The organism is Mucilaginibacter litoreus (genome assembly GCF_042676805.1).
Taxonomy (GTDB): domain Bacteria; phylum Bacteroidota; class Bacteroidia; order Sphingobacteriales; family Sphingobacteriaceae; genus Mucilaginibacter; species Mucilaginibacter litoreus.
On the sequence record NZ_JBHTHZ010000014.1, the window covers coordinates 37,584 to 56,840 of the forward strand.

20 protein-coding genes are annotated in these 19,257 nt (G+C 43.8%); 5 read left to right on the forward strand and 15 right to left on the reverse strand.

Going from position 1 to position 19,257, the window contains the following annotated elements; genetic code table 11:
• Position 1: 1 nt before the first annotated feature.
• The 11 genes from ACFQZX_RS15820 to ACFQZX_RS15870 all read right to left on the reverse strand — a co-directional run bounded on the left by ACFQZX_RS15820 (position 2) and on the right by ACFQZX_RS15870 (position 8,191).
• On the reverse strand, positions 2–337 hold the full coding sequence (locus tag ACFQZX_RS15820; protein ID WP_377117157.1) for an MGMT family protein: 336 nt from the start codon (positions 335–337) through the stop codon (positions 2–4).
• Positions 338–340: 3 nt separating this feature from the next.
• Positions 341–988, reverse strand: coding sequence for a tRNA (guanosine(46)-N7)-methyltransferase TrmB (gene trmB / locus ACFQZX_RS15825; protein WP_377117159.1), 648 nt, complete (start codon positions 986–988; stop codon positions 341–343).
• Between the two features lie 80 nt (positions 989–1,068).
• Positions 1,069–1,527: a hypothetical protein gene (locus ACFQZX_RS15830; protein ID WP_377117161.1), complete on the reverse strand. Its 459-nt coding sequence runs from the start codon at positions 1,525–1,527 to the stop codon at positions 1,069–1,071.
• Positions 1,527–1,871, reverse strand: coding sequence for a phage holin family protein (locus ACFQZX_RS15835; protein WP_377117163.1), 345 nt, complete (start codon positions 1,869–1,871; stop codon positions 1,527–1,529). Before ACFQZX_RS15835 ends, ACFQZX_RS15830 begins: the two co-directional genes overlap by 1 nt.
• 46 nt (positions 1,872–1,917) lie before the next feature.
• Positions 1,918–2,184, reverse strand: a complete 267-nt coding sequence (locus ACFQZX_RS15840) for a YtxH domain-containing protein (RefSeq protein WP_377117165.1) — start codon at positions 2,182–2,184, stop codon at positions 1,918–1,920.
• Between the two features lie 80 nt (positions 2,185–2,264).
• On the reverse strand, positions 2,265–3,311 hold the full coding sequence (locus ACFQZX_RS15845; RefSeq protein ID WP_377117167.1) for an AI-2E family transporter: 1,047 nt from the start codon (positions 3,309–3,311) through the stop codon (positions 2,265–2,267).
• A 73-nt stretch (positions 3,312–3,384) separates the two neighbouring features.
• Positions 3,385–3,591: a hypothetical protein gene (locus ACFQZX_RS15850; RefSeq protein WP_377117169.1), complete on the reverse strand. Its 207-nt coding sequence runs from the start codon at positions 3,589–3,591 to the stop codon at positions 3,385–3,387.
• A gap of 1 nt (position 3,592) precedes the next feature.
• Positions 3,593–5,005, reverse strand: a complete 1,413-nt coding sequence (locus ACFQZX_RS15855) for a sigma-54-dependent transcriptional regulator (protein WP_377117171.1) — start codon at positions 5,003–5,005, stop codon at positions 3,593–3,595.
• Positions 5,006–5,169: 164 nt separating this feature from the next.
• Positions 5,170–5,733 (reverse strand): outer membrane beta-barrel protein, encoded by a 564-nt coding sequence (locus ACFQZX_RS15860; protein WP_377117173.1) that lies wholly within the window; start codon positions 5,731–5,733, stop codon positions 5,170–5,172.
• Positions 5,734–5,983: 250 nt separating this feature from the next.
• Positions 5,984–6,868, reverse strand: coding sequence for a TIM barrel protein (locus ACFQZX_RS15865; RefSeq protein ID WP_377117175.1), 885 nt, complete (start codon positions 6,866–6,868; stop codon positions 5,984–5,986).
• 81 nt (positions 6,869–6,949) lie between these two features.
• A complete protein-coding gene (locus tag ACFQZX_RS15870) occupies positions 6,950–8,191 on the reverse strand; it encodes a DEAD/DEAH box helicase (RefSeq protein WP_377117177.1) in 1,242 nt (413 codons plus the stop codon).
• 168 nt (positions 8,192–8,359) lie between these two features.
• On the opposite strand from ACFQZX_RS15870, the gene ACFQZX_RS15875 reads away from it, so the two are divergent.
• From ACFQZX_RS15875 to ACFQZX_RS15890, 4 genes are all read left to right on the forward strand, one after another.
• Positions 8,360–9,349, forward strand: a complete 990-nt coding sequence (locus ACFQZX_RS15875; RefSeq protein WP_377117179.1) for a hypothetical protein — start codon at positions 8,360–8,362, stop codon at positions 9,347–9,349.
• Positions 9,350–9,526: 177 nt separating this feature from the next.
• The gene (locus ACFQZX_RS15880) at positions 9,527–10,189 is read left to right on the forward strand and encodes a 3-keto-disaccharide hydrolase (protein WP_377117181.1); all 663 of its coding nucleotides are present in this window, start codon (positions 9,527–9,529) and stop codon (positions 10,187–10,189) included.
• 38 nt (positions 10,190–10,227) lie between these two features.
• Positions 10,228–11,964: a GMC oxidoreductase gene (locus ACFQZX_RS15885; RefSeq protein ID WP_377117183.1), complete on the forward strand. Its 1,737-nt coding sequence runs from the start codon at positions 10,228–10,230 to the stop codon at positions 11,962–11,964.
• A gap of 5 nt (positions 11,965–11,969) precedes the next feature.
• Entirely contained in the window at positions 11,970–12,605 is a 636-nt protein-coding gene (locus ACFQZX_RS15890; RefSeq protein ID WP_377117185.1) for a gluconate 2-dehydrogenase subunit 3 family protein, read from the forward strand.
• Positions 12,606–12,681: 76 nt separating this feature from the next.
• Here the strand turns inward: ACFQZX_RS15890 and ACFQZX_RS15895 are convergent, their stop codons facing one another.
• Positions 12,682–13,197 carry an outer membrane beta-barrel protein gene (locus ACFQZX_RS15895; RefSeq protein ID WP_377117187.1) on the reverse strand — a complete coding sequence of 172 codons (516 nt, stop codon included), beginning with the start codon at positions 13,195–13,197 and terminating at the stop codon, positions 12,682–12,684.
• 151 nt (positions 13,198–13,348) lie between these two features.
• Here ACFQZX_RS15895 and ACFQZX_RS15900 point away from each other — a divergent pair, with 151 nt between their 5' ends.
• The gene (locus ACFQZX_RS15900; RefSeq protein WP_377117189.1) at positions 13,349–14,623 is read left to right on the forward strand and encodes a DUF3472 domain-containing protein; all 1,275 of its coding nucleotides are present in this window, start codon (positions 13,349–13,351) and stop codon (positions 14,621–14,623) included.
• 70 nt (positions 14,624–14,693) lie between these two features.
• Here ACFQZX_RS15900 and ACFQZX_RS15905 read toward each other — a convergent pair whose 3' ends face one another.
• The 3 genes from ACFQZX_RS15905 to ACFQZX_RS15915 are packed head-to-tail and all read right to left on the reverse strand — an operon-like array spanning position 14,694 to position 19,243.
• On the reverse strand, positions 14,694–16,532 hold the full coding sequence (locus ACFQZX_RS15905; protein ID WP_377117191.1) for a glycoside hydrolase family 2 protein: 1,839 nt from the start codon (positions 16,530–16,532) through the stop codon (positions 14,694–14,696).
• 55 nt (positions 16,533–16,587) lie between these two features.
• Positions 16,588–17,289, reverse strand: coding sequence for a DUF3823 domain-containing protein (locus ACFQZX_RS15910; RefSeq protein WP_377117193.1), 702 nt, complete (start codon positions 17,287–17,289; stop codon positions 16,588–16,590).
• Positions 17,290–17,308: 19 nt separating this feature from the next.
• Complete coding sequence (locus tag ACFQZX_RS15915) at positions 17,309–19,243, reverse strand: RagB/SusD family nutrient uptake outer membrane protein (protein ID WP_377117195.1); 1,935 nt, start codon at positions 19,241–19,243, stop codon at positions 17,309–17,311.
• Positions 19,244–19,257 lie beyond the last annotated feature (14 nt).

A 19,257-nucleotide genomic window follows, 5' to 3' on the forward strand; every position in this document is an offset into this window, starting at 1 on the left:
GTTAAAGGGCAAGCTCTACAGACGGATCCCAGAAAAGCGCTTTAAAATTTTTCACCTGGTTATCTACCACTTCTACCCCTTCGTTCTGCAGTAGTTGTTGCATAGTATCTCCACCGAAATGAAACTTACCGGTCAGCAGGCCGTTGCGGTTCACAACCCTGTGCGCAGGCACTGGAGGGTTTACTGTTCCGCAAGCCATCATGGCGTAGCCCACAACCCTTGATGAGCGCCTGGCCCCCAGGTAAGCGGCTATAGCTCCATAAGAAGTTACCCTCCCTTTAGGTATCTGGCGGACTACGTCGTAAACGTTATCAAAAAAGTTGTAGTCCGCTGCCATGGTTCAAAATGAGAATTTAATATAGTTGATGTTCTTGTTATGCTCCAGGTATTTTTTTTCGTAGTAGGTTTTTATAGATAATACCTCATCTGCATACTCAGAATGATACAGGTCTTCGGTTTTAACATGCAGGTTTAATCCCAGTTCTTCTACCTTTTCGGCTGTGTAAGCATGCAACCCGTCGTTATCTGTTTTTAAATTTACAAAACCGCCCGGTTTAAGTACAACTTTATATTTCTCTAAAAACCGTGGGGATGTAAGGCGCTTTTTTTCACGGCTCAACTGTGGCTGGGGGTCCGGGAAAGTAATCCATATTTCATCAACTTCCCCCTCTGCGAAATAATCCAAAAGATTTTCTATCTGGATCCGTAAAAACCCTACATTGCTTACCCCATCTTCCAAAGCGGTTTTTGCGCCTCTCCAGATGCGGTTACCTTTATAATCGATCCCTATAAAATTTTTGCCTGGAAACATGCGCGCCAGGTTGACGGTGTATTCACCCTTACCGCACGCCAGCTCTAACACCACCGGATTGCTGTTTTTAAAAAAGCCAGCCGCCCAGTTACCTTTTAAAGGTTTACCTGCATCTAATTGTAAAACGTTATCAAACGTTTGTATCTCGGCAAAGCGCCTTAATTTATCTTTTCCCATAAACCGGGCAAAAATACAAAACAAAAGGGATATACTATTTCGGTATATCCCTTTAAGGTTGTGTTTCTCAACAGAACCCGTCAAACTTTTGACTGAGCATAAACAGGCGACTCTTTCACCACTATCTCTATCTCTGCTTCTTTTTTATCTTTCTTTTTAAAAATGCTGTTATATAACCCTTTGGCTTTGCCCCAAACGCTGGATACAGAGTCTTCGCTGATATAACCTGATGCCTTTTGCGACAAGATACCAACCACTGTTTTCACCAGGAAATTTGATTTACGGAACAAGGTTTTATTAAGCGTTAAAGGCAGTAAAAAGCGTGAAAGCATCCCTAAAAAATCCTGTTTAAAAAAACCGGCGCCTTTTATGCCATCAACAGTAGCCGACCCTGGAAACAACGAAAGCACTGTAGAAAATATAGCCGAAGGCCCGCTAAACCGGGTCTTTAATGCAACTGCCTGTTCGTGCTCCAGATTTTTAAGCCTGCCTATCTCCACCTGCAGCTCGTGTATATTTCTGATTGGTGTTTCCATCATTATTTAAATAGCTTACGTATCATCATATTTATAATTGGTCTTTCAAAACCACGCTTGGCAACGGCTATCACAATTGCGATAAGCAGATAAAATGCCGTTACACATCCAAAGCCTTTCCAGTATGAGTTTAACACATCGCCCAGCCATAACGCCAGTGTAAAACTGGCGAACAAAAAGGCCAGCACTCCACATATCACTATAATGATATCAGTTATAATATCAGCAACAATGGATGTGCCTCGCTCAATCACTTCATATTTAATGAGTTTAAAGCGCGTTTCAGCATACTCTTTAAGCTGATCTATTATCGGTCGTACTGTTTCTTGTTGTTTTTCTGGTTCCATGTTAATTTTTTAGCACCGGGTTAGCTGATAGCCGCAGGGCAGTTAATTACGCGTGTTCCAGGTCGTCCTGATATTCTTCTTCGGCACCCTTCACTTTATTTTTAATATTTTCAACAACCTTGTCTTTTAAGCCTACCAGTTTATCAATTTCAGCTGCTGCTGTTTCTTTGATGCTGTCGCCAAGGTTGTTTAATGATTCTGATAATTTGTCGCGTGTATCGGAACCTTTATCAGGGGCAAATAATATTCCTAATGCTGCACCAGCCGCTATTCCTGCCAGCAGCGCAACTACCACTTTTGTGTTATCATTCATAATTGTATTAATTTTTAAGTTGAATATTTGTTTTATTAATTATTAAATAAGTTGAATACATTAGCTAAAAAGGAGCCGATTTAAGGCAACTCCGGCCCTGTCCTGATGCGCTCAAGCCGATCTGCAGCCATGCGGTTGGTCTCATAAATTTCCAGCAATAATAAGAAATATGAAAGCAACACCGGCCCGAAAACCAAACCAAGTATACCAAACAGCGGTAAGCCTATAAACACTCCTATAACGGTAATTATGGGGTGGGTATTACCAATACGCCTGTTAATAAGCATACGCAATACATTATCTACGTTCCCGATAAACAGGATGCCATAAAGCAAGAGGATTACCCCTTGTATCCTGTCGCCGTTGGCATATAAAACAATACTTGCAGGTATACAAAGCGTAGGGGCGCCCACTACCGGTAAGAATGATATAAAAGCACCTATCACCCCCCAGAATATCGGGTCAGGGATATGAAATATCCAGAAGCCATTGGCAAGCAGTGCGCCCTGTGTTAATGCAATTATTCCCTGCCCTAAAACATTTGAGTAGGTAGAGTTGCGCAGCTCTGTGGCAAATTTAAGCGCGTGCTGCTCTCTAAACGGAGCGTACTTAAGCAAACCAAGCTCAAACTCGCGCATCTGTACAAACATAAAATAAAGCAAAAAGTACATTACCAGCAGCGTAAGTACAATATTAGCGGCGCCACTTAAAATGGACGGAAAAAGATCGGCTACATAAGCGCCCAGCTTTTGAAGCGTGCTTTCTGCAAAATGGGGTTGCCCAATGTTAGCTGCTGTAAACTCATCAATTTTTTGCGTCCACTTGTCTATCGGGATCGTATCGCGGTTAATGCTGGCAATTTTACCTATCACCATAATACTTAATGAAAGGAACGGAATTACGATAACCACAAGTGATATCACTATTACAATTACAGCCGCCAGCGCACGGTTAAATTTACGCCGCTCCACCATCCATAAAAAAAAGGGCCGGAAAATGGTGAACAATACAATTGCTCCGAGTATCGAACTAAAAAGCTCGCTGAGTGCATAAAGTAAAAAGCAGCCTAACACAATAATACTTACAAGTATGATATTGTTACGCTGCTTATAATTAAAAATGGACATGCGTTATCCGGGTAAAGGCTTTATGCTGTATAAACAAAAAAGCGCCAAAAAGTTTTAGCGCTTAATAAGTTATCTACTTAAAATTATCAATCAAAATATCAATTTTACGTGCCGATTCGCTCAGGCTGCTTATATAAAGCTGCAAGTCTTCATTCGTATCTTCACACTCAAATTTCAGGCCTTCTAAAGCAAGTTGTATGTTGGATAGCTGGTTTTTTATATCATGTTTAAATTTAAACAAGTCATCTTCCGTTATCGAAAAAATGTTATCAGCTGCCATTTTATTTCAGGTTAATGGCCTTCATTTTATTATAAAGGGTCTTTCTGTCGATATTCAGTATTTCAGCCGCCTTGGTTTTATTGAAATTAACTTCGCGTAAAACACGCAGTATGGTTTCGTGTTCGGCGCCAAGTGCCGCGTTTTTCAGGTCGTGTTTTGGCTCTTTGGCATCTGTACCTACCGGCTGGGCCGATGGTTCAAAAGATGAAACCCTGAAGTTTGAGATTTCCAATGGTAACGACTTCATAGTAACCTCGTTGCCTTCGCTAAGTAAAGTCGCCCGGCGGACAACATTCTTCAGCTCGCGAATATTCCCCGGCCAGCGGTAATTGGTAAAGCATTCTATAACTTCGGGCGCAAAGCTGCTAACGTTCCTGTCCAGTTCTTGGTTAGCTACCTTCAGGAAGTGCTCGGCAAGCATTATAATATCATTGCCCCGATCACGCAGGGGCGGCATATATATGCTAAACTCATTAAACCTATGGTACAGATCTTCACGAAAACGGCCCTTGGTTATACCATCCTGAAGGTTCTCATTGGTAGCAATAATAATTCGTACATCCAGGTCTATCTCTTTTGTACTGCCGATACGTTTTACCTTACGTTCCTGAACGGTACGTAAAAGCGCCGCCTGTATTTCATAAGACAGGTTACCCACCTCATCCAAAAACAAGGTGCCGCCATTAGCCATTTCAAAGTGGCCTATCTTGGTATACAGCGCACCTGTAAATGATCCTTTTTCGTGGCCAAAAAACTCGCTTGCGGCCAATTCTTTAGTTAGCGAACCGCAATCCATAGCTACAAAGGGTTGATTGGCGCGCGGACTGTTCATGTGTATGCTTTTGGCTACCGACTCTTTACCCGTGCCGCTTTCGCCCAAAATTATAACGCTGTAATTGGTTGGCGCAACTAACTCTATCTGCCTGTAAAGCTCTTTAGAGGCTTTGCTTGTGCCCACAACAAACTCGCCGGTAAGTACCTGCTTTTTAATTTCTTTGGCGCCGGCAGGTTTGGCATTGCCGTAATCGTTCGTGCTGCTTTCCTGTAAAGCATATTGCGTTTCTATCGCTTTGTTAATGGTGTTTAAAATCTCATCCGGATAAAGCGGCTTAGTAATATAATCATAAGCACCCATCTTTATAAGCTCTACTGCCATTTTAATATCCGAGTATCCTGTAATAATGATAACCCCGGTTGTGGGATACAGGCTTTTGATATTTTTAAGCATTTCCCGGCCATCGGTATCCTCCAGCCTAAAATCGCACAGAACAAGGTTATACTCTTCTTTTTTCAGACACTCCATCCCTGCACTGCCGTTTGCAGCAGTACTTACCTCAAAGCCATTTCGGGTAAGAAACTTAGACAATAACAGCCCTACGTTCACTTCATCATCAATGATGAGTATTTTTTTCATATCAGCAAATTACGGTTTACCGGTAAATGTATGTTATCAATGCTTAAAGTACAAATATTGCTAAATAATCAGAATAATTTTAACTGCTTACAACCAACGGATGTATAAAAACAAAAAAAGAGGCCATAAGCCTCTTTTTTTGTTTTTAACAGGTAGATGTTATTTTAGAACCCGTAAGCTAAACGCAGGCCTACAAACTGAACTTTGCTATCTATATTACTTATATAGTTAGATGTAGACTCGTAACGGATACCTGCATCAATGAAGTTACCGCTTGCGCTTACAGGGAATTGAACACCTATTTGAGGAGCCCATAAAAATGCAGCTGATTTATCATTGAAAGTATCTGCCTTGTTCAACAGGAATGCAGCACCCGCTTCGCCCTGGATGTAAAAGTTCTGAACAGGAAAATATTTTACACCAGCTTTTACTGGCAACAGTTGTACATTGTTATATTCGATGTTGCCAACGGTTTCGCCAAAAAAATTGTTGTAACCAGCGTTTACAGTTACAAAAACCTGGTTAGCAACAGGGATATCTGCCTGTACCGAACCACCAAGGTTCCATTTAGATACGTCATTGAAATTACCTACAGGGATACCTGTTTCTACACCAATGCTATAACGTACACCGCTTTTAGTTGTAGTAGTTGCTGTTTGCGCTTTTGCAGTATAGGTAAAGCCTGCTAAAGCCAAAATTAATGTTGCGATTTTTAATGTTCTTTTCATGATCTTTTAAATTTAGATGGTGCTTTTTTTAATTAGCACGCCGCAAAGTAAAGCATCAAAGAACATATCATTTTTCATCTTAATGTCACGATTATTCAATCGATTGATTAACAATAAATTAATTTTGACTATACTGTACTAAAAGTCAAAGAATTGCAATAAATACCTCATTGCAATGTAACTTCAACTACAAATAACCATAAATAAAAAAGCCATGCGGTTAGCATGGCCTGTTTAATGTATCTATAACTTATACATGAAAGTTATTCGCCTTGATATAATTATAGCTCTTAGTAATACTTACAAATGGATCGCCAGGGCAAATATCCTGCTCGTTAAAGAAATACTTAAGACCTGCGGTTTTTGAGTGAGCAAAAATATCTTTGAAAGGTATTACGCCATTTCCCACTTCGGTAAACATTTGTTTTGGCGTGTTATCCATATCTTTTACATGCCATAGCGGGAAACGGCCCGGGTGTTTTTTGAACATCGCTATTGGGTCTTGCTTGGCGCGGTACATCCAGTAGATATCCATTTCCATTTTAACCAGGTCGGCATCAGTAGCGGTAAGCAAAACATCGTAAGGATATTTACCATCCTGGGATGCAAATTCGAAATCGTGATTATGGTAACATAGTTGTATACCTGCCTTTTTTGTTATTTCGCCTGCCTTGTTCAATTTTTCAGCGGTTCCTTTATAATGATCAAGCGTACCGCGTTCATTGTCGAGCAAATAAGCGCAAACCATGTATTTTAATCCTACGGCGGCCGCATCATCAACGGCTTTCTGCCAGTCGTTAATAATGGTACCTTTTGTGTTAGGCATACCTTCGCCCAGCATAAAGTGCCCGCTTGGCATGATGAGGCCATTATCGCTCAGTACTTTTTTAAACTCAGCCGGAGACATTCCGTAAAATGTTTGGGTACCTGTATAAGTTGCCCCCTCCACCGAGTTAAAGCCAACTTTAGCCACTTTTTGCAAAGTGCCAACCGGGTCTTTGGCCATTGCATCACGTACGGTATACAACTGCACGCCTATATAATTTTTCTTTTTGGCTGCAAATAACTCAGGAGCCATTAGCATGCCGGCAGAAAGTACTGCACCGCTTTTAAGGAACGAACGTCTTGATGTCATTATCTGGTTTGTTTAATTGGTTTGTGTAAATTTAACACATTGAGCATACAAAACAAATAGACATAATAAATATTACAAGGTTTAATTTGCAGCCGGCTTTGGCGGTTTCTTATTGCCAAAGCGCCGGTTATTACGCCGGTTTCCTCTTGGTTTCTTGCTTTCAGCATCAGGCCTGTCGGCTTTGGCCGGTTCAATACTTTTGATGCTTTCCGGCAGTTCCTTTTGTGTAATTGGCCGCTCAATCAGTTCCTCAATAGTTTTCAGCCTGCGCAAATCGCGGTTGTTAACAAAAGTAATGGCAGTGCCAGTAGTAGCAGCGCGGGCTGTACGCCCAATGCGGTGAACGTAATCTTCCGGATCTGGCGGCACATCATAATTTACCACAAGATCAATACCTTCCACATCAATGCCCCGCGAAAGGGCATCTGTACCTATAATTACAGGTAATTGCTTGTTCTTAAACCGAAGCAGTATTTCTTCGCGCTCGTTTTGCTGCAGATCTGAGTGGAATGCTGCAGTATCAACATGAGCGGCCTTTAACTCCTTGTAAAGCGATTTTACGATCTCCTTACGCGATGCGAATATAATGGAGCTTAGGTAACCACCTTCTTTTAAGATAAGCTTCAACAACGGTGTTTTCTGCTGGTCATGCAGGCGATAGATCTGCTGATCAATACCGGCAGCCGGTTGAGATATGGCAATATTTATCTGCTGCGGCTTATGCAAAATGGCATTGGCCAGCTTGCGTATGCGTTGTGGCATAGTTGCAGAGAATAGCAGTGTTTGCCGCTTTTTGGGGAGATAGCTTACAATACGCATGATATCGTCATGAAAGCCCATATCAAGCATGCGGTCGGCTTCATCCAATACAAGGTGGGTAATATTATTTAGCTTAAGTACGCCCGATGTAAGGTGCGCAATCAGGCGCCCGGGTGTGGCAATAAGCAGGTTTACATTATTTTGTATACCGCGGCGCTGCTGCTCATACGCCATGCCATCGCCCCCGCCAAATACGGCCTGCGAGCTTACGCCCGCAAAATAAGCAAGCCCTTCCACCTGCTGGTCTATCTGCTGGGCAAGCTCACGCGTTGGCGCAAGCACCAGGGTTGTGGTATGGTGCTTATGCGTTTTGCATATATAATCCATAACCGGTAACAGGTATGATGCAGTTTTGCCGGTGCCGGTTTGGGCGCAGGCTATCAGATCATCGCCATTCATTATCACCGGGATGGCCTGCGCCTGTATTGGGGTAGGCGTATTATACCCCATACTTAAAATGCCTTCTAACAGTTGTTCGTCGAAATTAAAATCCTGAAATGTCACTCTATTGTTAAACGTATGTCTGCAAGGTAGTAATTTTTGTGGTTTTACGGTGCGTAACGCATTAATGTTTAAGCTAAGCTATATTTTTGAGCGCGTTATCAACAATGTTTCCCAAACCAAACATTTTTGATATCCGTTTATTTATAGTGTACTTTTTTTTCCCCGGACATGCTTAAACCTCTCCGTTTTCTGATTAAGCTGCTTGTAATTGCTTTATGTATAGCGATCCCTTTTAAAAGCCGGGCGTTTGTCGCCCTGCCCGATACGGTGTTAGCCGACAGCGGCAAAATCAAAACAAGAATAATAAACAGGGATTTCAATAATATCTACATCCAAAACCTTCGCCCTGCTTTTTTTGGGCAGGAGCTTTTTCAACCATTAAAAACATTGCTTGTAGGTGATGTTAACGCGCATTTTATTTTATTGAACTCGCCCCGCTCCCGCTTCTTTTTTGATGTTTCTGCAAGGGTGAAACTCCGATTGCTAAAAGAACATGGCGAGCCGGTGCGCTCGCCCAGTTATATGCCGAGCGGAAACTTATACTTCAGGCTGAATGACAACGCCTCTGAGCCTCAGTTTCTGCAGCTATCATACACTCATCACTCCAATGGCATACGCGGCCCTACTTTAAACCCCGATAAAAGCTTTAACCGCGACAGTGGTAAATTCAGTACGGATTTTTATTCGCTAAACTATACGATAGGCAGGCGCACCGATAAACCTAATCTGATCACTAACCGGTATGGTATGCTTGGCGTAGAGATTCATAAAGGCTTGTTCGGCGGGGCGGGTGCAGCCCTTGGGTTACCCGGTCACTATGGGTTTGTGCGCGTTAACGGCGGATATACGCTTAACCTGGCGAAACGCTACCAGGACGACATCGATCAGCAAAAATCTGATTTCAGGAACTGGCAGCGGGTACAGCTGGACTTTACGTACATAGCCGACAAGTACAATGGCTACGATGCACTCAACTTAAAAAAACGCTTCAACGTTAACCTGAAATACTATTATCAGTTTCCGTTTATGCACAATGCGGCCTTTGTACTTGGCGCCGGTTACCGCGGGCAGGACGATTATAACATCTACTTTGAGGATAGTTACTTTTATATGCAGTTTGGTATTGCCTCCGGATTGAATTTTTTATTCAGTAAGTAATGCGTTTATAGCGGATGCAAGGTATGTGACTGAAGGCGTTGAAAGAAGATTTTAAATGCGCATCTGTAAAATTTTTGATTGATAAACCGCGTTCTTATAGCACCAAGCAAAATAAATACTACATTTACGACACTATAAATCGCGGCAACACCATGTATGCTGCTAAATCTACATGAGATGAAAAAATTGATCTTAAGTACACTGGCTGTAGCAGCGTTACAGTACTCCTCTTTTGCTCAAACCACAAAACTGTTTGACGGCAAAACCACAACAGGATGGCATGCCTACTTGAAAAAGGATGCAGGCCCATGGAGCGTTGTTGACGGCGCCTTACAGCTGGACCCTAAAGCCCCCGGCCAGGCCGATCTGGTTACTGATGGCGAATATGAAAACTATGAGCTTACCTTAAACTGGAAAATTGCCGAAGGCGGTAACAGCGGTATCATTTTCGGTGTGCATGAAGACCCTGCTTTGGGTGCTACCTACCTTTCGGGCATAGAAATGCAGGTTCTGGACAATGAAAAAGCCGAGGACAACAAAAAGGCCAATCACCTTGCCGGCTCATTGTATGATATGAAAGCAGCTCCTGCCACTGCGGCAAAACCTGCCGGGCAATGGAACAAGGTAAAATTACGTAAAGACAACGGCCACCTTACTTTCTGGCTTAACGGGCAGGAGGTTATTAATGTACAGATGGGCAGCCCCGAGTGGCAGGAATTACTGAACAACAGTAAGTTCAAAACCTGGAAAGATTTTGCAAAGTATCCAAAAGGACATATCGCCCTGCAATCTCATGGCGCAGTTGTAGCTTACAAGAACATACAACTCAAACAACTTTAATTACCCCGATTAATTATTTCAGTTCGATATAAAATTTAATGGAAGATCTACAGATCAAAAAATCCGGCACCGTGTACGACGCTATTGTTGTTGGTTCTGGTGCAGGTGGTGGTATGGCCGGTTACGTACTGGCACATGCCGGTTTAAAAGTACTGATGCTTGAGGCCGGTGCTTATTTTGACCCTAAAACAGATTCGCACCAATTAAAGTGGGCATGGGAGTCGGCCCGCCGCGGCGCAGGTACTACAAGGCCGTTTGGCGATTTTGATGCGGCTTACGGCGGCTGGCAGTTAGATGGCGAGCCGTATACCACAAAAGATGGTACCGAGTTTGAATGGTTCCGCGCACGTATGCTGGGCGGCCGTACCAATCACTGGGGCCGTATATCATTACGCATGGGCCCCGAGGATTTTAAACCAAAAGACGGGCTTACCGATCCATGGCCAATTACCTATAATGATCTTAAACCTTTTTATGATAAGGTTGACCGCATGATAGGCGTTTACGGAACGGTAGAAAATATCGAAAGCGAACCGGATGGAATTTTCCTTCCGCCGCCCAAACCCCGCCTCAACGAACTTTTCATTAAACAGGGCGCTACTAAAGCAGGTGTAAAGGTAATCACCGGCCGTGGCTCGGTGTTAACCGAAGCATTGCCGGATAACAAAGATCGCGGCGCATGCTTCTTCTGCGGACAGTGCGGCCGTAGCTGTAAGGTTTATGGCGACTTTTCCGCCTCATCATGCCTGGTGATACCTGCCGTTAAAACAGGCAACCTTAAAGTAATTACCAATGCCATGGTACGTGAGGTACTTACTGATAAAGAAGGATTGGCTACCGGTGTATCTTACGTGAATACCAAAGACCTGCAGGAATACCAGGCCAATGCTAAGATTGTGATCATAGGTGCAAGCGCCGGCGAAAGCGCACGTTTGCTGCTTAACTCAAAATCTGCAGCGCATCCGGGTGGGCTGGCTAACAGCAGCGGCGTGGTTGGTAAATATATCCATGATAGTACAGGTTCTGGCGCGGGTGGTTTTTTACCACAACTGATGGACCGCAAGCGCTATAATGAAGATGGTGTAGGCAGTGTTCACATCTATTCCCCTTGGTGGCTGGATAACAAGAAACTGAACTTCCCACGAGGATATCATATTGAATATGGCGGCGGTATGCACATGCCGTCATACGGTTTTGGCTGGGGCATACAAGACATGAACGGCGCTGTGCCCGGCCGCGATGGCAGCAAAAAGGCAGGCGGCGGCTATGGTGCCGGTTTAAAAGATGATTATCGCCGTTTTTATGGTACGCAGGTGGGTATGGCCGGCCGTGGTACCGCAATTGCCCGTGCGGATAACTATTGCGAGATTGACCCTGATGGCGTAGTTGATAAATATGGTATCCCGGTACTTCGTTTCCATTACAAATGGACCAACGACGAAATTAACCAGGCTAAGCACATGCAGGAAACCTTTGAAGAGATACTGCATAACATGGGCGCCATTTATGGCAAAATGCAGGGCCCAGAAACCAATTACGGTTTAGAGGCGCCAGGTAAGATCATCCACGAAGTGGGTACCGTGCGTATGGGCGATGACCCTAAAAAATCTGCATTAAATAAATACTGCCAGGCGCATGATTGCAAAAACCTTTTTGTTGTTGATGCCGCGCCGTTTGTACAGCAGGGCGATAAAAACGCTACCTGGACAATACTTGCGCTAAGCATGCGTACTGCAGAATACATTTTATCACAACGTAAAAAACTAAACGTATAAGCCACATGAACAGACGCGATTCCCTTAAAGCAATAGGTTTAGGAACCCTTACCACCGGTTTTTTAGTTGGTGTTGGCTGTAAAACAGGTGATAACAAAACGCCCGAAACCGCAGAGGTAAAAACGGAGGACGTTCCGGGACGAATGCCTGAAGAAGTTGAACGTGAGAACAAAATAAAGGCCGAAAAGTACTTTGATGATCACGAAATGGCTACCATCACCGTACTTGCCGATCTGATCATCCCGAAAGATGAACACTCTGGCAGTGCATCAGATGCTAAAGTGCCTGAGTTTATCGAGTTTATTGTAAAAGACATACCATCACATAAATTGCCTATGCGTGGAGGCCTAAAATGGATAGATCTTTACTGCCTGAATCATTATGGCAACCCATTTATAAAATGTACTGCCAAACAGCAAACAGATCTGCTTGATCAGATCGCTTACCCTTATACTGCCAAAGCCGAGATGGCGCAAGGTGTGAAATTTTTCAACCTCATGCGAGATCTTACCGCATCCGGTTTCTGGAGCAGCGAGATGGGTACCAAGGACATTGGCTACGCCGGAAATGCCCCAAATAAGTGGATGGGTGTACCTGCCGATGTACTAAAACAGTACGGCATGGAAAATGTTAAAATATAAGTAAAGGCCCCTTGCGGGCCTTTAACTTTGTTAAATAAATCACTAAGTAATTAATAAGCCGGTTAACCGGGTACTTTTAAAGGCCAAAGCCCAAACGCAGGCCCATAAAACCGCCATGGTCATAGCCTTCATAACGCGCGCTTAAATCAATGGCGCCAAATTTAACGCCTATGCCCGGCGCATAAGTAAATTTTGAGGTACTGCCAGATCCTATCCCCTCTTCTTCGCCATCTTCATAAAAAGTTTTGATAATAGTTACACCGGCTTCACCAATCACATAAAAATGCGGTGTTACCATATACTTGTAGCCTGCTTTGATCGGAATATTGAGTTGGGCCTGAATGTCTTCATAATCGCTTTCGAGATCTTTGGGAATAAAACCGATAGCGCCTGCCGTAAGCGTAACCATACCGGTAGGTTTAATACCAAAGCCGGCACGAAGGGTTAAGCCGCCGCCAAAATTGTAAGCCTCTTTAAAAGTACCTACAGGCAGGGCGCCCTCAATACCAAGGCCCATTTTAAAGCTTTGGGCATTTGATTGTACTGCTCCGCCAAGCAGTATAATAACTGCAATAGTTAAAAATTTTTTCATTTTGATAAGGTTTAGATTAAATCGTATTTACGGCTAAGATAAAAAACGATTGAGCTTATATACAATAGCCTAACCGAGGTATTTTAACCTGTTTGATACCGTGAAATCACTCAATAATAATTTATAGTTTAGCGTTGGATATTTACTTGTAATGAAAAAATCAGCAGCCCTGTTTCTGTTAGCCGTTTTAAATACTTTCAGGCTTATCGCCTCAGACATTGTTATCCCACTGGGCGGAAATGCCTGGTCCAATGCACCGGCGGTTATCACCGATGATGGCTTAACCAACTGGAGATCTCCGCAATCTGTACCTGCCATTTACTTTAAGGTAAACCAACCGCAAAGCCTTGACCTTTACCTGCGGTTAAAAGTGACCAGTGGTAAAAGCACCATATCAGTGGTTGTAAATAACAAAACGTTCAGGATAAATGCCAATAACACTGGGTTTGACACCATTGCCGTTGGCAGGATAACCGTAAGCCAGGCCGAACATGTTAAAGTAGCGCTTAAAGGCTTATCAAAAACCGGGGCAGTATATGCTGATATTTCAGATCTGATCATTAAAGGTAATATTGTTGATAGCACCCTGACCTATGTAAGACCAGGCAGCTCCTATCACTTTGGCAGGCGTGGCCCCTCGGTACATCTAAACTATATAGTACCGGACGAAATGAAAAATGACGTACGATGGTTTTACAGCGAGATTAACGTACCCAAAGGCAATGATATAGTAGGTTCGTATTTTATGGCCGATGGCTTTGGCGAGGGTTATTTTGGCATGCAGGTAAACAGTGCGAAAGAACGGCGTGTGCTCTTCTCTGTGTGGAGCCCCTTTGAAACCGACGACCCGAAAAACATACCCGACAGCCTGAAAATTAAGTTACTGAAAAAAGGTTCAACAGTGCATGCCCAGGCTTTTGGAGATGAAGGCTCGGGCGGGCAAAGTTATATGAATTACATGTGGCAGGCAGGAAGAACATATGGGTTTTTGCTCAATGCAAAGCCAGATTCCGCTACTGCATCTACAACATTTACAGCATGGTTTAAAGACGGCTCAACAGGCAAATGGCAGCTGGTCGCATCATTCAGCAGGCCCAAAACAGTTAAATATCTTTCCCATTTATATTCGTTCCTTGAAAATTTCGAGCCCGAAAACGGCGATAAAACCCGTATGGCTATCTACAAAAACCAATGGGTTGCCAATAGCAAAGGGCAATGGAAAAGCCTTGATCAGATCATTTATACCGGCGACGCGACCGCTAATGCAAATTACCGTAAAGATTATGCTGGCGGACTTAAAGCGGATGGATTTTATTTGATGAACTGCGGCTTCTTTAATGATTTCGTCCCGTTGAAACGAAAGTTCGAAAAACAACCGAGCGGGAACAAGCCGGTGATACCATCTTCAATTTTAAACGGCCGTTAACAACACCTCACTTATAAAAAATTAAGCCAGCAGTATACACCGCTGGCTTACTAAATGATATGTGATAACGTTAATTTACTAATGAAGGGTTATAAAGCTTCGTGTTTTCGCGGTTAAGGCTCTCTACAGGCATTTTGATCACTTTGCGGTCGTATGTCAGGAAACCGTTTACCTCTCCTTCCACATCGGTTGTCTGCGTGTAGACTGCTGCTGAAAGGCCGAGCTTGATCAACTCCTGTAACCTGTCGGTAAACGTAATGTATCTTTTAAGCAGGTCTTCCCCGTTTTTAAAAGTCTGGTATCCCCAGTTTTTGTTCGCTTGCCAGTTATGGCCTTCTACAGGCCATCCCAAGCCACCAAACTCGCCTAGCACAACAGCCCTTGTTTTACCAAACAATTCAGGATCGGGCATGGCGGGGTGCGGATAGTTATGCAGGTCGACAATGTGCCCGGTAGTATAAAAGTTACCACCGCTGGCGCTGTTCACCAGTCTTGACGGGTCTTTTTTCATCGTCCACTCGGTTATCTCAACAGTTTTAAACTGTCCCCAGGCTTCGTTGAAGGGAGTCCAAACCACTATACAAGGGTAGTTGTAAAGGGCATCCATAATGATATTCCATTCTTTACGGTAATATCCCTCAGATTTTGGGGTACGTGCTTTATCAGTACCGCGGTCAATAACACCCGGGCGGTTTTCCCAGCCGTTACCCAGGTCGCCGCTTGGCATATCCTGCCATAGCAGCATCCCCTTTTGATCGCAATAAGTATAATAACGGGCAGGCTCAACTTTAATATGTTTACGGATCATGTTAAAGCCCATTGCTTTAAGCTGATCAATATCATAGGCCATGGCCTCATAAGTTGGCGGAGTATATAACCCATCCGGCCACCAGCCCTGGTCAAGCGGGCCATATTGAAAAACGAATTTATTGTTCAGCAACATGCGCTGTATGCCGTTAGCATCAGGCCCAAGGGATATTTTACGCATAGCAAAGTAGCTTTTAACCTCATCCACCGGCTTATTGTTGCGTAGCACGGCAATCTGCAAATCGTATAGGAAAGGGTGCTCCGGCGACCATAATTTAGGGCTGTTAATGTTAAGCACTGCGGTTCCACCGGCATCAACAATTTTCTCATCAACACGGGTTTTACCATCATAGGCAGTAACACGTATCTTGTCTGCAGGTTGAGCGCCTGCAATAGCTGCAGATACTGTAAGCGTTTTATTATCAATATCAGGTGTTTGTCTGGTCGATTCGATGTGCGTTTTGGCTACACCTTCTAACCAAACCGTTTGCCATATACCGGTAACAGGGGTGTACCAAATACCCTCAGGTTTTTTCACCTGCTTGCCGCGTGGCTGCGGGCCATCATCTGTAGGGTCCCAAACGCTCACAATAATTTGCTGATTGCCGCTGCCTTTTAAGGCGCCGGTAATATTAAATGAAAAAGGATCAAAGCCGCCTTCGTGCTTGCCAACACTTTTACCATTTACAAAAACTTCGGTTCGCCAGTCAACAGCGCCAAAGTGCAATAATACATCTTTGCCTTTGAGCGCCTTGCTTACTTTAAAAGATGTTTTATACCATAGCATGCTGTCTTTACCAACCGTTTTACCCACACCGGATAAAGCAGATTCTACGGCAAAGGGCACCAAGATTTTTCCATCATATTTTGCCGGCTGGGCGTTCGCTTTCTGTACGATGGCATAGTCCCAAAGTCCGTTTAAATTTTGCCAGCTACCCCTAACCATTTGCGGGCGCGGATATTCAGGAAGCGGGGCTTTGGGGTCTACCTTTTCCGCCCAGGGGGTAACTATACGGTCTTTAATTAAATGCCAGTTACCTTGTTGGGCATTGCCGGCAAGTGCAAAAAATAGCAGGGAAAGGCTTAAGCTAAGTCTTTTCATTTAGTGATATATATTGATTTAAAAATATGGAGGCGCAATATACGCCTCCTTTTCTTTAGAATGTGATTTTTGCAAGCGGTGAAAAAATCATATCCTCTACCCCATTAATCTTAATTCCCACACGGGCAAATACATAATTTTGAGCGGGAGTGATGCCTGGTATACTTACGCTCATGGAAATATTGTTAAGGCTTGTGATAGATGCGCCGTCAATACTCTTTGTGGCAACATTATCTGACGCTGATACAAATTGTGTTTTATTAATGTATAAGCTTACCCTATCTATATTTTTAGCATTTGCATCAGTAATCACCTTTTCAATATTAAACGTGGCTGTTAAGCTTCCGCCCGCGGCATTAAACTGCGCGTTACGTAGCATGTAGTAAGGTTCCACGTCTATATCCATCGTCTTGCTCCCGCTTATTTCTACCGCGATTGTATCACGCTTACCAGCGCTAAGCTCCTTCCATCTGAAAGGCCCCTGGTTTGGCGGGATGGTAAATTTATAGTTGCCGTTAAAAAGAAGGGAAGAAAAATTTCCATCCTGATCAAAGGTACCGGTTATAGCGCCGGTTTTACCAAAACCCGGCTGATAGAGCTCAAAAGGCACCTGGTTGTACTCAACGTTTATGGGTTCGCCGTTGTATACAATCCTTCCGCTGAACTTTTGTGACGGAGCATCATAATTATCCTTCTTGCAACCAACAGACGCAAGCAGTAGTGCTATTATCACTGTATAATGAAATTTGATTTTCATGATCATGTTTTAAATTTTGCTATTGATTGGGTTGCTTTACAATTTGAGGGTTGGCCGATAATATATCATTACCGATCTGCGAGTAGTAATTACCAAACTGGAAGCGGTTCCTGCCGGTAACAGGCGCCGGTAGTACCTCTTTAAATATCCATTTGTTATTGTTAGGGCTATTCGGGTTAAAATATTTGTATGGCCACAATCCATAAGGTTGGGTGTTGTGTTTTTTAGCCTTGCCAATATCAGTAGTTATGTCCGCAACACTTGTTGGGTCGCCGTCCCAAACAATGTGGGCAATGCGCCAGCGTTTCATATCAAATAAGGTATGCCCTTCAAAGGCAAGCTCAACCCGGCGCTCATGCACTATTCTGTCAAAGGTTATGTCGCCGGTGCTAAGCGGAGTTGTTAAACCTGCGCGTGCGCGTACCTGGTTCATGTAATCGGCAGCAATTGCGGTTTGCCCTAACTCAAAAGCGGCCTCGGCGGCGTTAAGCAATACTTCGCCATAGCGGTAACGGATAAATGCTACATCGCTACCCCTGCCCCGGCGGCCTGAACCTTCTGTCGGATCGAGGTATTTACGGATATAAAACCCGGTTTGCGAACGGAATTCGGCGCCGTTAACCGGCCCGTCTTTACCTACAACCTGAATATTTTCACCAAGCCCTGGCACATCCTGTAGTTGTGTAGCATCATTACTGGTTATGATATTGCCGTTAGCTAACTCATATCCGGCAAAAATCTCGGTACGCTTGCCTTTAAACTGCCCGTTAGGCAACAATACAGTACCCGCAAGCCTTGCATCACGGCCTGCAAATATATCCAGCTGGTCTGTATAATAAACCGGGTTGCCTGATGCATCTTTTGTAGCCAACGGCGCGTAAGTATTATCTAATTTTTCAAAGGCTTCCACCAGGTTGAGCGAGGGATTTAAACGCCCTGCATCAAGGCCTTCATCTGATATTGAAAAAGGTTGATTATTAGTAGTGAAACCATGTGTTTTACCGGCATTCGCTTTAAAGTCTTCAATAAATATCGACTCCTGATTAACAGAGGTTTTATCTAAAAAGACAGCAGCGAAATTATCGCTCAGATTTGGCAACACCCGGTAAAGCTGATAGTTACCGGCAGTTTGGTCAATTATCTCTTGTGCAGCGGCAAGTGCCTTGGTATAGTAACTATCGGCCATGCCCGATGGTATACCCACTTCGTTCCCCGGCAAAGATACCTGGGGTGTGGTTACGCCGTATTTAGCTATTGACCCGGCATACAAAGCAGCCCTTGCTTCCATCGCCAACGCGGCAGCCATACTGGCCCTTGATTTAACGTTAGCATTCTTTGGCAAGTCGCCTTTTATTGCTTCGGCTTCACTGATAATAAAGTCATATATTTCCGACTCTTTAGCCCGGGGTTTTTGCAGTGGCGTTACGTTACCAGAGTAATCGTACTCAAGCGGCTCGGTAATAAGCGGCACGCCACCCATCCTTTTAACCAGCTCAAAGTAATAATTCGCCCTTAAAAACCTTGCTTCGGCTATAAAGCGTTTTTTATCTTCATCAGTAAGCTTTGTAGCGGCTGTGGCGCGCTGAATAAACAAATTCAGGTCGCGAATGTAGCCGTAATCCCAAATAGCCCACTCGCCATATCCCCAGCCTGTTCTTTGTACAATAAAATAACTTCCGTTTTCTGAAGGGAAAGCCTCGCTGAAATCGGCAAAGGTGCGCCAGCCGGGTTCGGTATCAGATGTGTTTGGAATTGGATAGCCATCCAGGCTCGAAAAATCGCGCTGCCTGTTGTACAGGTCGCCTAATATAGACAGCACCAGCGCCGGGTCTGAAAATGCCAGTTCGGTAGGCAAAACCTGCTTTGGAGGCACATCTAAAAAGTCACTATCTTTTCTGCACGACTCCGTAACAAACAGAGCGGCAACTATGGTTATTAAAAATATCTTTTTCATTAGTTTTCAGCTTA

Excerpts from the sequence above, each read along its gene's own strand:
- ACFQZX_RS15820 (WP_377117157.1), bottom strand. The coding sequence starts at position 337 with ATGGCAGCGGACTACAACTTTTTTGATAACGTTTACGACGTAGTCCGC.
- trmB (WP_377117159.1), bottom strand. The coding sequence starts at position 988 with ATGGGAAAAGATAAATTAAGGCGCTTTGCCGAGATACAAACGTTTGAT.
- ACFQZX_RS15830 (WP_377117161.1), bottom strand. The coding sequence starts at position 1,527 with ATGATGGAAACACCAATCAGAAATATACACGAGCTGCAGGTGGAGATA.
- ACFQZX_RS15835 (WP_377117163.1), bottom strand. The coding sequence starts at position 1,871 with ATGGAACCAGAAAAACAACAAGAAACAGTACGACCGATAATAGATCAG.
- ACFQZX_RS15840 (WP_377117165.1), bottom strand. The coding sequence starts at position 2,184 with ATGAATGATAACACAAAAGTGGTAGTTGCGCTGCTGGCAGGAATAGCG.
- ACFQZX_RS15845 (WP_377117167.1), bottom strand. The coding sequence starts at position 3,311 with ATGTCCATTTTTAATTATAAGCAGCGTAACAATATCATACTTGTAAGT.
- ACFQZX_RS15850 (WP_377117169.1), bottom strand. The coding sequence starts at position 3,591 with ATGGCAGCTGATAACATTTTTTCGATAACGGAAGATGACTTGTTTAAA.
- ACFQZX_RS15855 (WP_377117171.1), bottom strand. The coding sequence starts at position 5,005 with ATGAAAAAAATACTCATCATTGATGATGAAGTGAACGTAGGGCTGTTA.
- ACFQZX_RS15860 (WP_377117173.1), bottom strand. The coding sequence starts at position 5,733 with ATGAAAAGAACATTAAAAATCGCAACATTAATTTTGGCTTTAGCAGGC.
- ACFQZX_RS15865 (WP_377117175.1), bottom strand. The coding sequence starts at position 6,868 with ATGACATCAAGACGTTCGTTCCTTAAAAGCGGTGCAGTACTTTCTGCC.
- ACFQZX_RS15875 (WP_377117179.1), top strand. The coding sequence starts at position 8,360 with ATGCTTAAACCTCTCCGTTTTCTGATTAAGCTGCTTGTAATTGCTTTA.
- ACFQZX_RS15880 (WP_377117181.1), top strand. The coding sequence starts at position 9,527 with ATGAAAAAATTGATCTTAAGTACACTGGCTGTAGCAGCGTTACAGTAC.
- ACFQZX_RS15885 (WP_377117183.1), top strand. The coding sequence starts at position 10,228 with ATGGAAGATCTACAGATCAAAAAATCCGGCACCGTGTACGACGCTATT.
- ACFQZX_RS15890 (WP_377117185.1), top strand. The coding sequence starts at position 11,970 with ATGAACAGACGCGATTCCCTTAAAGCAATAGGTTTAGGAACCCTTACC.
- ACFQZX_RS15895 (WP_377117187.1), bottom strand. The coding sequence starts at position 13,197 with ATGAAAAAATTTTTAACTATTGCAGTTATTATACTGCTTGGCGGAGCA.
- ACFQZX_RS15900 (WP_377117189.1), top strand. The coding sequence starts at position 13,349 with ATGAAAAAATCAGCAGCCCTGTTTCTGTTAGCCGTTTTAAATACTTTC.
- ACFQZX_RS15905 (WP_377117191.1), bottom strand. The coding sequence starts at position 16,532 with ATGAAAAGACTTAGCTTAAGCCTTTCCCTGCTATTTTTTGCACTTGCC.
- ACFQZX_RS15910 (WP_377117193.1), bottom strand. The coding sequence starts at position 17,289 with ATGAAAATCAAATTTCATTATACAGTGATAATAGCACTACTGCTTGCG.
- ACFQZX_RS15915 (WP_377117195.1), bottom strand. The coding sequence starts at position 19,243 with ATGAAAAAGATATTTTTAATAACCATAGTTGCCGCTCTGTTTGTTACG.